This window comes from Aeromonas sp. TECH754, assembly GCF_056279295.1.
Genome location: NZ_JBWBRA010000001.1, coordinates 3,356,106 through 3,370,253, shown reverse-complemented (window position 1 = coordinate 3,370,253; position 14,148 = coordinate 3,356,106). Strand labels below are relative to the sequence as shown.

Here is a 14,148-nt window from a genome sequence, read left to right as displayed (position 1 = left end):
CCGTTCTGGCCTGACCTTCAGTTGCAAGTACCCACTTCCCATGGCCGCCGCTGCTGGCGGCATGACCATGCCTTCCTCTCGCTCTGCGGACCATGCGTGCTTTTTCACCCGCTACGAGCCGGTACGTTTTACTTTACCCCGCAGAAAACTTACATTATTGCGATTAAAAGTCCGTATCCGAATCAAGCAGGATTTTCCATGTATATGTCCACGTCAGAGTTACGTTCCGCGTTCCTCGAGTATTTCCGCTCCCAGGGGCACCAGGTTGTCTCCTCCAGCTCGCTGGTGCCGCACAACGATCCGACCTTGCTGTTCACCAACGCAGGGATGAACCAGTTCAAGGATGTGTTCCTTGGCGCAGACAAGCGTGCCTACAACAGAGCCACCACCTCCCAGCGTTGTGTACGGGCTGGCGGCAAGCACAATGACCTGGAAAACGTCGGCTATACCGCTCGTCACCACACCTTCTTCGAAATGCTGGGTAACTTCAGCTTCGGTGACTACTTCAAGCAGGACGCCATCCGTTTTGCCTGGGAATTCCTGACCGGTACCCTCAAGCTGCCCAAAGAGCGCCTGCTGGTGACCGTCTATGAAACGGACGACGAAGCTTTCAACATCTGGGCCAATGACATCGGCGTGCCCACCGATCGCATCGTGCGCATCGGCGACAACAAGGGCGCCGCCTTTGCCTCCGATAACTTCTGGCAGATGGGCGATACCGGCCCCTGCGGCCCCTGCACCGAGATCTTCTACGATCACGGCGACCACCTCTGGGGTGGCCCTCCCGGTTCACCGGAAGAAGACGGCGACCGCTTCATCGAGATCTGGAACGTGGTCTTCATGCAGTTCAACCGCCAGTCTGACGGCACCATGGAGCCGCTGCCCCGCCCGTCAGTGGACACCGGCATGGGTCTTGAGCGCATCTCCGCCATCATGCAGGGCGTGCACTCCAACTACGAGATCGACATCTTCCAGGCGTTGATCAAGAAGGCGGCCGAGATTGTTGGCACCGAGGATCTGAGCAACCAGTCCCTGCGCGTCATTGCCGACCACATCCGCTCCTGTGCCTTCCTGGTGGCAGACGGCGTCATGCCGTCCAACGAGGGCCGTGGTTATGTGCTGCGTCGCATCATCCGCCGCGCCGTGCGTCACGGCCGCAAGCTGGGTGCCACCGAGGTGTTCTTCTACAAGCTGGCCGCCGAGCTGGCGGTGCAGATGAAGGACGTGGCGGCCGAGCTTATCGCCCAGCTGCCGCTGGTCGAGCGCGTGCTGCGTATCGAGGAGGAGCAGTTTGTCCGCACTCTGGACAGAGGTCTGCTGCTGCTGGAAGACGTGCTGGCCAACCTGGGGGACGCCAAGGTGATCCCGGGTGAGGTGGTGTTCAAGCTGTATGACACTTACGGTTTCCCGGCGGATCTCACCGCCGACGTGGTGCGCGAGCGCGAGATCGGCATCGACGAGGAAGGCTTCAAGATCGAGATGGAGAAGCAGCGTGCCCGTGCCAAGGAGGCTTCCAGCTTCGGGGTGAACTACAACGAAGTGTTGAAACTCGACTTCGAAACCCCATTTACCGGTTACAAGCAGCTGAGTCAGAAGAGCACCGTCGTCGGCATCTACAAGGACGGGATCGAAGTGAACGGCCTCATCGCCGGCGAAGAAGCCGTGGTCGTGCTGGCCGAGACCCCCTTCTATGCCGAGTCCGGCGGTCAGGTGGGTGACAGCGGCGTGCTCAAGGTGGACGACGGCATCTTCGCCGTGACCGACACCCAGAAGGCAGGCAAGGCCATCATTCACAAGGGGTATCTGGAGCTGGGTACCCTGGAGAAGGGCGCCGAGGTCGAAGCCGTGGTCGATGGCGATCGCCGTCAGGCCATCGCCCTGAACCACTCGGTGACTCACTTGCTGCATGCCGCCCTGCGCCAGGCACTGGGTGATCACGTGACCCAGAAAGGTTCTCTGGTGGGCGCCGAGCGCATGCGCTTCGATTTCTCCCATTTTGAAGGCCTGACCATGGCGACCATTCGCCGGGTCGAGGAGCTGGTCAATGCCCAGATCCGTGCCAACCACGATATCGCCACCCAGGTCATGGATCTGGAAGCGGCCAAGTCCGCCGGCGCCATGGCGCTGTTCGGCGAGAAATACGAAGACGACGTGCGGGTTGTGCGCATGGGCGACTACTCCACCGAGCTGTGTGGCGGTACCCATGCCAAGCGCACCGGCGACATCGGCTTCTTCAAGATCATCGCCGAGAGCGGTATCGCCGCTGGTGTTCGTCGTATCGAGGCGGTGACCGGCAAGGGTGCCATCGACTTCATGCATCAGCTGGCCGAGCAGATCGAAGAGGCGGCTGCCTTGGTGAAGGGCGATCAGTTCTCCATCGCCGACAAGGTCCGCCAGATGATGGACAAGTCCAAATTCATGGAGCGTGAGCTGGAACAGCTCAAGGCCAAGCTGGCAGCGCAGGCCGGTAGCGACTTGCTGAGCCAGGTTATTCAAATCAACGGCCAGAAGGTGCTGATTGCGGCACTGGAAGGGGCCGATCCCAAGTCCCTGCGCGGCATGCTCGATGAGTTGAAGAATCAGATGAAGTCCGGTGTCGTACTGCTGGCAACCTGCAGCGATGACAAGGTCAACCTGATCGCCGGTGTCACCAACGATCTGACCGCCAAGGTAAAAGCTGGTGAGCTGGTCAATCTGGTGGCCCAGCAGGTGGGTGGCAAGGGCGGTGGTCGACCGGACATGGCCCAGGCGGGTGGCACCCAGCCCGAGGCGGTGCCGGCGGCATTGCAATCCGTTCACTCCTGGCTGGAAGAGCGCCTGTAACAGGGCGAGGTGATCTGTGGCACTCTATGTACAGAAGTACGGCGGCACCTCGGTCGGTACGCTGGAGCGGATCGCGGCGGTGGCTGAGCGGGTTCAACAGACCCGCGCCCAAGGACACGATGTGGTGGTGGTGGTCTCCGCCATGTCGGGCGAGACCAACCGGTTGCTGGGCATGGCCCAGCAGCTGGATCCCGACGCCAACCGGCGCGAGATGGATGTGCTGGTCTCCACCGGTGAGCAGGTCACCATAGCGCTGCTGGCGATCGCGTTGAACAAACGCGGTTGTCCGGCGGTCTCAATGACCGGTGATCAGGTTCGCATTCATACCGATGCCGCCTATGGCAAGGCGCGTATCACCCACATCGACACCGCGCAGGTTCAGGCTGAACTCGGTGCGGGCAAGGTGGTGGTGATCGCCGGTTTCCAGGGCCGTGATGAGCACAACGCCATCACCACCCTGGGCCGCGGTGGTTCTGACACTACGGCGGTGGCGGTCGCGGCGGCCCTCAAGGCCGATGAATGCCAGATCTTTACCGATGTGGATGGGGTCTATACCACGGATCCGCGCATCGAGCCCAAGGCCCGCCGCCTCTCCACCATCACCTTCGAGGAGATGCTGGAGATGGCGAGCCTGGGGGCCAAGGTGCTGCAGATCCGTTCGGTGGAATTCGCGGGCAAGTACCGCGTGCCACTGCGGGTGCTGTCGAGCTTTGTCGACGGAGAGGGAACCTTAATCACATACGGAGGTGAGAGGATGGAAGCACCCCTGGTATCCGGCATTGCGTTCAATCGCAACGAGGCCAGTCTGACCATTCTGGGCGTGCCGGACAGGCCGACGGTGGCGGCGCAGATCCTGAATCCGATCAGCGATGCCAACATCGACGTCGACATGATAGTGCAGAACACCCTGGGGGATGGCACCGCCGATTTCACCTTCACGGTGAATCGCGATGACTACCGCCGGGCTCGCGCCCTGCTGGAGCAGACCGCCACCGAACTGGGGGCTGCCTGCGTGCAGGGCAACGGGGAGATCGCCAAGGTCTCCATCGTCGGGGTCGGCATGTGGAATCATCCCGGTGTCGCGCGCACCATGTTCAAGGTATTGGGCGAGGAGGGGATCAACATGCAGTTGATCTCCACCTCTGAAATCAAGATATCCGTGGTGATTGACGAGAAGTACCTGGAGCTGGCCGTGCGTTCGTTGCACGCCGCGTTCGGGCTGGATAATGAGCCTCATGAGCAGCCCTTGGGGAACAATCCCTGATTGATTTAGTTTCAACCATTTACCATATCGGTATCTTTGTAAGATAATGGTGCATATCGATATAAATACAAAACAAGATACAGGAGCAAGCGAATGCTTATTTTGACTCGTCGTGTAGGGGAAACCCTGATGATTGGTGACGAAGTGACTGTCACCGTGCTGGGTGTGAAAGGCAACCAGGTTCGTATCGGTGTCAACGCACCGAAAGAGGTCTCCGTGCACCGCGAAGAGATCTACATGCGGATACAGGCCGAGAAAGTGCCGGGTCAACCGAATTTCTAAGCCGCATCAATAGCTGCTATCAGGCGACACCTCTGTGTCGCCTTTTGTTTTTTTGGGGCCCTGCAAACGGCCTCGCAGGGTGCGAAATGACGGGGTAAGTGTCGATATTGCTTGAATATTCCACGCTTTGTCCAAATGCTGAGCGAACACGCTATTTTCTCCAAAAAAGTGTTTGACTAAAAATCCCTGTGAAGTATTATCAGCCCCGCAAACGGAGAGGTGGCCGAGAGGCTGAAGGCGCTCCCCTGCTAAGGGAGTATGCGGCTTATACCCGCATCGGGGGTTCGAATCCCCCCTTCTCCGCCATTTGCGCCCGTAGCTCAGCTGGATAGAGTACCTGGCTACGAACCAGGTGGTCGGAGGTTCGAATCCTCCCGGGCGCACCATATTACGACTCAAGCAAGAGTCATGTGTTGACCATCAGCAAGTCGACACTTTGAAAAAGGCTTACTGATAAGTAGGCTTTTTTTATCGTTTTAAATCAGGGCGCCCGTAGCTCAGCTGGATAGAGTACCTGGCTACGAACCAGGTGGTCGGAGGTTCGAATCCTCCCGGGCGCACCATTTAAAGCAAAATCAAAAATTTATGAGCGCCCGTAGCTCAGCTGGATAGAGTACCTGGCTACGAACCAGGTGGTCGGAGGTTCGAATCCTCCCGGGCGCACCATGTTTGAAAGCAATGTCAAAAATTGATGAGCGCCCGTAGCTCAGCTGGATAGAGTACCTGGCTACGAACCAGGTGGTCAGAGGTTCGAATCCTCTCGGGCGCACCATTTTTGAAGACAATGCTAAAAGTTGATGAGCGCCCGTAGCTCAGCTGGATAGAGTACCTGGCTACGAACCAGGTGGTCGGAGGTTCGAATCCTCCCGGGCGCACCATACAGACAGCCTCGACTCCGGTCGAGGCTGTTTTTTTATGTGCCAATTTCCTATTTCAGCATGAAAATTTGCTGCAATTTGCACATTCCCCCCTATTTCTCTCTATCCTCTGGGCCACTTTGTTCACCCGGTCGGCAAGTCCCGGTGGATCTCTCCAGCATCCGCGATAAACGCCCGCCTGCGCCGCTCTGAGCGCTTTCCACGCCAGTACCATCAAGGTCGCTCGCCCTCCCCTGGATATCAACTCAGGCAGGCGTGACGGGCCTGTGGGGGCATGCTACCTCCCCATCATCACAGGTCGCCCACCATCCCTTGGATATCGATTCAGATAGCCACGGCAGGCCTGTGAGCGCCATGCTATTCCCGTATCATCCCATCCCTTGGGAAGCGGCTCAGATAGCCACAGCTGGCCTGAGCGCTATTCCCATACCATCAGGGTTCACCCCCATCCCCTGAGGATTGGCTTAGACAGACGCGGCTAGCCTGTGAGCGGCGAGCATGGGTGAGCGCTGGGCAATAAAAAAGGATGCCTTGGCATCCTTTTTTGCGTTTCAGCTATCCGCTTAGCTCTTGAGCCACTTGCGAATGCGGTTGGCATCGCCGATGGGGGTGCGTTTGCCCACCGAGTTGAGCAGCACTATGGCCAGCTCCTGGCGATCCGGCTTGGCGCGCATCAGCAGGCAGCGGCCCGCCTCGTCGGTGTAGCCGGTCTTGGAGAGGCGTACGTCCCAGTCCGGGTTCTTCACCAAGGGATTGGTGTTGTTGAACATCAGGCTATAGGAGGGGTTGGAGAAGCGCATCTCCATGCTGTCGTTCTGGGTGAACTGGCGGATCAGCGGCTGGCGATAGGCTGCCGAGATGAGCCTGGCCAGATCCTGAGCGGTGGAGACGTTGCGGGTCGACAGCCCGGTGGAGTCATAGTAACGGGTATTGCGCATGCCGAGCTGCTTGGCCTTGTTGTTCATGGCGCGAATGAAGGCGGCGCGGCCACCAGGATAGTGGCGGGCGAGGGCGGAGGCCATGCGGTTCTCGGAGGACATCAGCGCCAGATGCAGGGCATCGCGGCGGGTCACCTTGGTGCCGAAGCGCACCCGGGAGTAGGTGTGCTTGATGTTGTCCCTGTCGTTCTGATCGACGGTCAGGGTCTGGCTCAGGCTCTGCTTGGCATCCAGCACCACCAGGGCGGTCATCAGCTTGGTGAGGGAGGCGATGGGGCGTACCTGGGTGGGGTTCTTCTGATAGAGCGTCTTGCCGGTGTTGACGTCCATCACCAGGGCGCTGCCCGACTGCAACTTCAGACTGGCCGGGTTGGGTGCCGCCAGGGCTGCAGGCAATCCAAGCAGTCCCATCAACCCACATACCAGCGCGATTACGCGAATCCGACACCCCATACAACCGACTCCATCCACAGCGAAAAAAGGCGCTAGATTCACTCATTTTTGCCCTTGCTTTACAAGAGCGGGGACGAGGATTTTGTCATTATTTCCATAAAAAAAGGGCCGCCTGCCGGCGACCCTCGTTGCGCGTCTCAATCCTTGGAGACGGTGGCCTTGCGTTTGCTTAGCCAGCGCCAGATCAGCGCGATCAGGCCACCGACCAGCAGCACCAGTGGCAGGCAGAGAATGATGCTGAGGAACTGGGACTCATACTGCGCGGCCAGCTTGGTGTGGCTCAGGTAGTAGCCCAGGCCGACCAGCGGGCAGATCCACATGATGGAGCTGACCAGATTGACGATGAGAAAGCGCCCCTGGGGGATCTCGCTGGCACCGACGATGTAGGGATAGGCGGTGCGCACGAAGGCGATGTAGCGTGCCGTGATCAGGGTGACAATGCCGTACTTGTTGAGCAGGTAGTAGACCTTCTCCTTGTGCTTGTCATCCAGGTGGGACATCAGCCGGTGGTACATCTGGGTGTGGCCGAGAAAGCGCCCCTGCATGTAGCCAAGCCAGGTGCCGACGAAGGTGGCCACGATCAGCAGCGGGACTATCGCCAGCGGCAGCACCCCCTGATAGATCAGCACACCGGTCAGGATCAGCAGGGTATCGCCCGGCAGGAAGGCGGTCGGGATGAAGCCATTCTCCAGCACCAGGAAGGTCAACAGGACGATATAGACCATGAAGACCATCTTGGGATCGGACAGGGCCGCCAGATCCTGATTCATGAAGGCGTGAGCCAGGTGGTAAAACTGCTCCATACGTGCAAACTCCGCAGGTTAGCTGGGTTGGTCGGTCAAAGGCATGGCAAGCACCTTGTCGATGCGCAGGCCGTCCATATCCACTATTTCCAGTTGCCACTGTTCCAGGGTGACCAGGTCTCCCGTCTGGGGAAGGCGGCCAAGGAGCAGCATGATAAGCCCTCCAAGGGTGTGATAGTGATGTTTTTCTTCTTCCGGCAGCCGTACCAGCTCCAGACAGTCCTTCAATTCGGGCAGCGGGATCAAGCCATCGAGCAGCCAGCTGCCGTCGGCGCGCTGGAAGGCCCAGTTGTCTTCGCCGCCTTCCTGCTGGAAGTCGCCGGCCAGGGTCTCCAGCAGATCCTGCTGGGTGACTAGCCCCTGCAGCTCGCCGTACTCGTCCACCACCAGCACCATGTGTTCGGAGTGGGTGCGGAAGTGATTGAGCAGCTCGAGCCCGTTGAGGGTTTCCGGCAGCAGGCTGCCATCCTGGGTCAGGGCCGCCAGATCGATGGGGTCGCCCTTGATGTAGGCGTGCAGCACCCGGCTGACGTTGAGGATGCCCACCAGATCCGACAGGCTGCCATCACAGACCGGGAAGTAGCCGTGGCGATACTCCACCAGTCGCTGCAGGTTGATCTCCAGCGGCAGGGCGAGATCCAGATAGCGAATGTCGCTGCGGGGCACCATCAGGGAGGAGAGGCTGCGCTCGTCGAGCCGGAACACGTTGCGCAACATAGTGTGTTCGTGGTCTTCGATGATCCCGGCTTCGGAGCCCTCCACTAGGATGGCGTGGATCTCCTCCTGGGTGACGTTGTTGCTGTTGCTCTGATCGACCCGCAGCAGGCGCAGGCTGGCGTTGGTGGAGGCGGACAGCAGCCAGACGAAGGGGCGGGTCAGGGTGGCCAGCCACATCATGGGGCGGGCCATCAGGCAGGCGATGCGCTCGGCGCTGAGCTGGCCGAGGCGCTTGGGCACCAGCTCCCCCACCACGATGGAGAGGTAGGTCACCAGCACGACCACGATGACGGTGGCGAGCAGGCTGCTGCTGTTGGCGGACAGGCCCCACTCTTGCAGCCAGAGGGCGAAGGGTTGCGCCAGCAGGGACTCGCCGTAGATACCGTTGAGCAAACCGATGCTGGTGATGCCGATCTGCACGGCGGAGAGGAAATGGGTCGGATCCTCCCCCAGCTTGAGCGCGATGGCGGCGGAGCGATTGCCCTCGCTTGCCAGTTTGGCGAGGCGGGCCTTGCGCGCGGTGACGATGGCAATTTCCGACATGGCGAAGACGCCATTGAGCAAAATCAATCCAAACAGGATCAATACTTCCATACTGGGGCAGCACTCCGAATAGAAAAGATCGCTGGCAGTGTAATGAATTTGCGGACGATGCGCTTGTGAAAGCAGGTGATTTGGTTCGTGAATTTTTCAATTGCAGGGACAGAAAAGCGCAGGAAAACGGTGTCGGCCGTCGGCGGGCTCCGCGTCCGGCCGCTGCGCCATCTCCCCCGAGACCGATCCTGCCGCGCCAGAAAATAAAAAGCCCCCGATAAACGGGGGCTTTTTGCACTCAGGGCTCGCTTACAGGGCGGCGATCTCGACCTGCTGGGCTTCCAGCTTGGCCAGCTGGAGGCGGTACTCTTCCAGCTTCTCGCGCTCCTTGGCGATGACGGCATCCGGCGCCTTGGCCACGAAGGCCTCGTTGCCGAGCTTGCCTTCGATGCGGGCACACTCGCCGGCGAGCTTCGCGACTTCTTTCGCCAGACGGGCCAGCTCGGCCTCCTTGTCGATGAGACCGGCCATCGGGATCATCAGCTCGGTGGCACCGATCAGTTTTTTGACCGACAGGGGGGCGACCTCGCCGTCCGCCAGCACGCGAATGGACTCCAGACGCGCCAGCGACTTGAGGAAGGCCTCGTTGTCCTGGGCGCGCTCGGCATCCTTGGCGTCGCATTTGAGCAGCACGTTCAGACCCACGCTCGGGGAGACGTTCATCTCGGCGCGGATGTTGCGGATGCCGACGATAAACTCCTTCACCCACTCCTGATCCGCCATCGCGCTCTCGTCCAGCTTAGCTGAATCGAATGCCGGGAACGGCTGCAGCATGATGGTATCGGCGTTGATACCGGTCAGCGGTGCCACCGACTTCCAGATGGTCTCGGTGATGAAGGGGATGATGGGGTGCGCCAGACGCAGCAGGGTCTCGAGAACAGTCACGAGAGTGTGACGGGTAGCCCGCTGCTCGGCCTCGGAGCCCTTGCCCAGCACCGGCTTGGTCAGCTCCAGATACCAGTCGCAGAACTGGTTCCAGATAAACTCGTACAGGATGCCGGCCGCCATGTCGAAGCGGTAGGTGTCGAGGGCGGTACGGAAGTCACGGACGGCCACCTGCAGCTGGGACTGGATCCAGCGATCCGCCAGGCTGAACTGCATCTCGCCGCCATTGAGGCCGCAATCCTGCTCCTCGGTGTTCATCAGCACGTAGCGGGAGGCGTTCCACAGCTTGTTGCAGAAGTTGTTGTAGCCGTCCAGGCGCTTCATGTCCCAGTTGATGTCGCGACCGGTGGACGCCAGCGCCGCTAGGGTGAAGCGCAGGGCATCGGTGCCGTGGGCCTCGATCCCTTCCGGGAACTGCTTGGCGGTCCGCTTGCCGATCTTCTCGGCCATCTGCGGCTGCATCATGTTGCCGGTGCGCTTCTCCAGCAGATCCGGCAGGGAGATGCCGTCGATCATGTCGAGCGGGTCCAGCACGTTGCCCTTGGACTTGGACATCTTCTGGCCTTCTTCATCCCGGATCAGACCGGTGATGTAGACGGTCTTGAACGGGACCTGTGGCTGGCCGTCTTCGTCCTTGATGAAGTGCATGGTCATCATGATCATCCGGGCTATCCAGAAGAAGATGATGTCGAAGCCGCTCATCAGCACGTCGGTGGGGTGGAAGGTCTTGAGTGCCTCGGTGTTGTTCGGCCAGCCCAGGGTGGAGAAAGTCCACAGGGCGGAGCTGAACCAGGTGTCGAGTACGTCTTCGTCCTGACGCAGCACGGTCACGGACGGAATGTTGTGCTTGGCGCGCACCTCGGCCTCGTCGCGGCCGACGTAGACCTTGCCGGCTTCGTCATACCAGGCCGGGATGCGGTGACCCCACCACAGCTGACGGGAGACGCACCAGTCCTGAATGTCGCGCATCCAGGAGAAGTACATGTTCTCGTACTGCTTGGGCACGAACTGGATGCGGCCATCTTCCACTGCCTCGATGGCGGTCTTGGCCATGGGGGCCACGCGCACATACCACTGGTCGGTCAGCATCGGCTCGATGGGCACGCCGCCGCGATCGCCGTAAGGCTGTTGCAGCACGTGATCCTTGGTTTCGGCCAGCAGACCCAGCTCGTCGAGCTTGGCGAGGATCGCCTTGCGGGCGGCGAAGCGCTCAAGACCGGCGAACTCGCTTGGCAGGGCGGCGTCGTAGGCGGTGCTCGGGTTGCCGTTGGCGTCGACCACTTCGGCCTCGGTGCGCACGTGGGCGTCCAGGGTGAAGATGTTGATCATCGGCAGGTTGTGGCGCTTGCCGACTTCGTTATCGTTGAAGTCGTGGGCCGGGGTGATCTTGACGCAACCGGTGCCCTTCTCCATGTCGGCGTGTTCATCGGCGACGATGGGGATCAGACGGTTCACCAGCGGCAGCAGGATGTGCTGGCCGATCAGCGCTTTATAGCGTGGATCTTCCGGGTTCACGGCGACGGCGGTGTCACCCAGCATGGTCTCGGGACGGGTGGTGGCGACGATCAGGTGATCCTGACCTTCGGCCGTCCTGGCACCGTTTGCCAGTGGGTAACGCAGGTGCCACATGTGGCCCTTGATCTCGCGGTTTTCCACTTCCAGATCGGAGATGGCGGTGTTGAGCTTGGGATCCCAGTTCACCAGCCGCTTGCCACGGTACATCAGGCCATCTTCGTACAGCCGCACGAACACTTCCTGCACGGCTTCAGACAGACCCTCATCCATGGTGAAGCGCTCGCGCTCCCAGTCAACGGAGTCGCCGAGGCGGCGCATCTGGCGGGTAATGGTGCCGCCGGACTCTTCTTTCCATTGCCAGATCTTGTCGATGAAGGCATCGCGGCCGTAGTCGTGACGGGTCTTGCCCTCTTCGGCGGCGATCTTGCGCTCCACCACCATCTGGGTGGCGATACCGGCGTGGTCACAGCCCGCCTGCCACAGGGTGTTCTTGCCCTGCATGCGGTTGTAGCGGATCAGGGTGTCCATCAGGGTCTGCTGGAAGGCGTGACCCATGTGCAGGCTGCCGGTGACGTTCGGCGGCGGGATCATGATGCAGAAGGAGTCTTTGCTGGTGTCGCCGTGGGGCTTGAAGTAACCCTGGGATTCCCAGTGCTGGTAGAGCGCCTGTTCGATGGCGTTGTGATTAAAGGTCTTTTCCATGGTCTCGCCGTATTCTGGATGGATTCTGGTGTGAATGGGTGTGGATCGCGCTGGACGCCGTCAGGGCTGCGCCGGATCCGGTGCAGCAAGGACGGGCTGATCCCTCATTTCGAGGGTGTGGCCTGCCTGGCGATAGTGCTTGTAGCGCTCGCGGGCTTGCTGCTTTTGCGTTTCGTCAGTGGGGACAAAATCTACCACTTGAGCGAAGTGTCCTGCAAACAAAGGTGTCTGTTCGGTCAGATTGATGAGCCGCGCGTAGCGCCGCTTCGGGGGTTGATGACCTATCTCCACCGGTGCCTGGCCGGTTTCCCCCTGCAACTGGTGCGGCACGAAACGATCCGGTGGCAGTTGCCACAGCAGCTCGTCGAGGCGCAGCGCCTGGGCCTCGTCGGCACAGAACAGGTAGAGATGGCCCGTACTCCAGCCATCGGCTGCGAGCTGGCAGGCGAGCCGCTCGACCGCAGAGGCCTGCGCGTCGTCCGCTTCGCTCATCAGATAAAAGGTCACTTGGCTCATCAGGTTGGTCCCGTTTGGCTGTGACGGACAGCGATTGGCCGTCTTCGGGAAGCCGTGCCAGGCACGGTTTCCCCGGATTCTCTCAATGAAACAAGGAAGAGGCGGGCCTCTTCCTTGTGATACAACAGGGTAACGCCTTTCCGCACCGCTCACCGAGTCGATGGGGAAGGGGCATCATTCCTTATCTTCGACGTCCGCCACACCGGCGCGGTTGAGCAGGAACTGGGTCAGCAAGGGCACCGGACGACCGGTTGAGCCCTTGTCCTTGCCGCTCTTCCAGGCGGTACCCGCGATGTCCAGGTGCGCCCAGTTGTACTTCTTGGTGAAGCGCGACAGGAAGGCGGCGGCGGTGATGGTGCCAGCCGGACGACCACCGATGTTGGCCATGTCGGCGAACGGACTCTCCAGCTGCTCCTGGTACTCGTCGAACAGCGGCAGGCGCCAGGCGCGATCGCCGGCCTGCTCGGAGGCATTCAGCAGCTCGTGGGCCAGCGGGTTGTGATTCGCCAGTAGACCCGAGGTGTGGTGACCCAGCGCGATGATGCAGGCGCCGGTCAGGGTCGCCACGTCGATCACGGTCTCGGGATCGTATCTGTCGACATAGGTGAGCGCATCGCACAGCACCAGCCGACCTTCCGCGTCGGTGTTGAGCACCTCGACGGTCTGACCGGACATGGTGGTGAGGATGTCACCCGGGCGATAGGCGTTGCCACCCGGCATGTTCTCGCAGCCGGCCAGCACGCCGATGACGTTGATGGGCAGCTGCAACTGGGCCAGGGCGTGCATGGTACCGAGCACGGAGGCGGCGCCGCCCATGTCGTACTTCATCTCGTCCATGCCGTCGGCCGGCTTGATGGAGATGCCGCCCGAATCGAAGGTCAGTCCCTTGCCGACCAGCACGATGGGCTTGGCATCGCCGTTGCCCTTGTACTCGATGATGGCCATCATGGCTTCGTTGTCGGAACCGCGGGCCACCGCCAGGTAGGAGTTCATGCCGAGCTCGGCCATCTCCTGCTCGCCGATCACCTTGGTGGTGATGTTGTCATAGGCATCGGCCAGACGACGGGCCTGGGAGGCGAGATAGGCCGGATTGCAGATGTTGGGCGGCATGTTGGCCACGTCGCGGCAGATGCGCACCCCTTTCGCCACGGCCAGGCCGTGGGTGATGGCGCGCTCGCCGATGGCCAGTTCACGACGGGTCGGCACGTTGAACACCAGCTTGCGCAGCGGGCGGCGCGGTTCGGCCTTGTTGGTCTTGAACTGATCGAAGCTGTAGAGGCCCGCCTTGGTGGTTTCCACCGCCTGACGCACCTTCCAGTAGGTATCCCGTCCCTTGACGTGCAGCTCGGTCAGGAAGCAGACGGCTTCCATGGATCCGGTCTCGTTGAGGGTGGTGATGGTCTTGTTGATGATCTGCTTGTACTGGCGTTCGTCGAGTTCCCGCTCCTTGCCGCAACCGACCAGCAGCACGCGCTCGCTGAGCACGCCCGGTACTTGATGCAGCAACAGCATCTGGCCTGGTTTGCCTTCCAGATCGCCGCGGCGCAGCAGCGAGCTGAGGTAGCCGTCGCTGATCTTGTCCAGCTGTTCGGCGACCGGAGAGAGGCGACGGGGCTCGAATACGCCGACGACGACGCAGGCACTGCGTTGCTTCTCAGGACTGCCACTCTTTACACTGAACTCCATGGAATCTCCTACATCCTAAAGACAAAAGGCACCTTTTATTGAATAATGCGGTGCTTGTTGGGGTATCAGAGGCGGAGCGAACAGCCACAGGC

The 14,148-nt window shown here is 60.6% G+C and carries 9 protein-coding genes and 6 tRNA genes; 9 read left to right on the top strand and 6 right to left on the bottom strand.

Going from position 1 to position 14,148, the window contains the following annotated elements:
- Positions 1-198: 198 nt before the first annotated feature.
- The 9 genes from alaS (at position 199) to ACZ9IL_RS15210 (ending at position 5,247) form a co-directional block, all read left to right on the top strand.
- Entirely contained in the window at positions 199-2,823 is a 2,625-nt protein-coding gene (gene alaS / locus ACZ9IL_RS15250; RefSeq protein WP_476004241.1) for an alanine--tRNA ligase, read from the top strand.
- Positions 2,824-2,839: 16 nt separating this feature from the next.
- The gene (locus tag ACZ9IL_RS15245; protein ID WP_476004240.1) at positions 2,840-4,087 is read left to right on the top strand and encodes an aspartate kinase; all 1,248 of its coding nucleotides are present in this window, start codon (positions 2,840-2,842) and stop codon (positions 4,085-4,087) included.
- Between the two features lie 93 nt (positions 4,088-4,180).
- Positions 4,181-4,369: a carbon storage regulator CsrA gene (gene csrA / locus ACZ9IL_RS15240; RefSeq protein ID WP_005315760.1), complete on the top strand. Its 189-nt coding sequence runs from the start codon at positions 4,181-4,183 to the stop codon at positions 4,367-4,369.
- 213 nt (positions 4,370-4,582) lie between these two features.
- Positions 4,583-4,675, top strand: a tRNA-Ser gene (locus ACZ9IL_RS15235).
- 3 nt (positions 4,676-4,678) lie between these two features.
- Positions 4,679-4,755, top strand: a tRNA-Arg gene (locus ACZ9IL_RS15230).
- A gap of 100 nt (positions 4,756-4,855) precedes the next feature.
- Positions 4,856-4,932, top strand: a tRNA-Arg gene (locus ACZ9IL_RS15225).
- Positions 4,933-4,958: 26 nt separating this feature from the next.
- A tRNA-Arg gene (locus ACZ9IL_RS15220) sits at positions 4,959-5,035 on the top strand.
- A 29-nt stretch (positions 5,036-5,064) separates the two neighbouring features.
- Positions 5,065-5,141 (top strand) — tRNA-Arg (locus ACZ9IL_RS15215).
- Between the two features lie 29 nt (positions 5,142-5,170).
- Positions 5,171-5,247, top strand: a tRNA-Arg gene (locus ACZ9IL_RS15210).
- Positions 5,248-5,810: 563 nt separating this feature from the next.
- Here the strand turns inward: ACZ9IL_RS15210 and pbpG are convergent.
- The 6 genes from pbpG to pepA all read right to left on the bottom strand — a co-directional run bounded on the left by pbpG (position 5,811) and on the right by pepA (position 14,056).
- Positions 5,811-6,596: a D-alanyl-D-alanine endopeptidase gene (gene pbpG / locus ACZ9IL_RS15205; RefSeq protein ID WP_476004239.1), complete on the bottom strand. Its 786-nt coding sequence runs from the start codon at positions 6,594-6,596 to the stop codon at positions 5,811-5,813.
- A gap of 179 nt (positions 6,597-6,775) precedes the next feature.
- On the bottom strand, positions 6,776-7,441 hold the full coding sequence (locus tag ACZ9IL_RS15200) for a DedA family protein (protein ID WP_476004238.1): 666 nt from the start codon (positions 7,439-7,441) through the stop codon (positions 6,776-6,778).
- A gap of 18 nt (positions 7,442-7,459) precedes the next feature.
- Entirely contained in the window at positions 7,460-8,752 is a 1,293-nt protein-coding gene (locus tag ACZ9IL_RS15195) for a hemolysin family protein (RefSeq protein ID WP_476004237.1), read from the bottom strand.
- Between the two features lie 249 nt (positions 8,753-9,001).
- Positions 9,002-11,854 (bottom strand): valine--tRNA ligase, encoded by a 2,853-nt coding sequence (locus ACZ9IL_RS15190; RefSeq protein ID WP_476004236.1) that lies wholly within the window; start codon positions 11,852-11,854, stop codon positions 9,002-9,004.
- Between the two features lie 60 nt (positions 11,855-11,914).
- The gene (locus tag ACZ9IL_RS15185) at positions 11,915-12,370 is read right to left on the bottom strand and encodes a DNA polymerase III subunit chi (protein WP_476004235.1); all 456 of its coding nucleotides are present in this window, start codon (positions 12,368-12,370) and stop codon (positions 11,915-11,917) included.
- A 174-nt stretch (positions 12,371-12,544) separates the two neighbouring features.
- A complete protein-coding gene (gene pepA / locus ACZ9IL_RS15180) occupies positions 12,545-14,056 on the bottom strand; it encodes a leucyl aminopeptidase (protein ID WP_476004234.1) in 1,512 nt (503 codons plus the stop codon).
- Positions 14,057-14,148 lie beyond the last annotated feature (92 nt).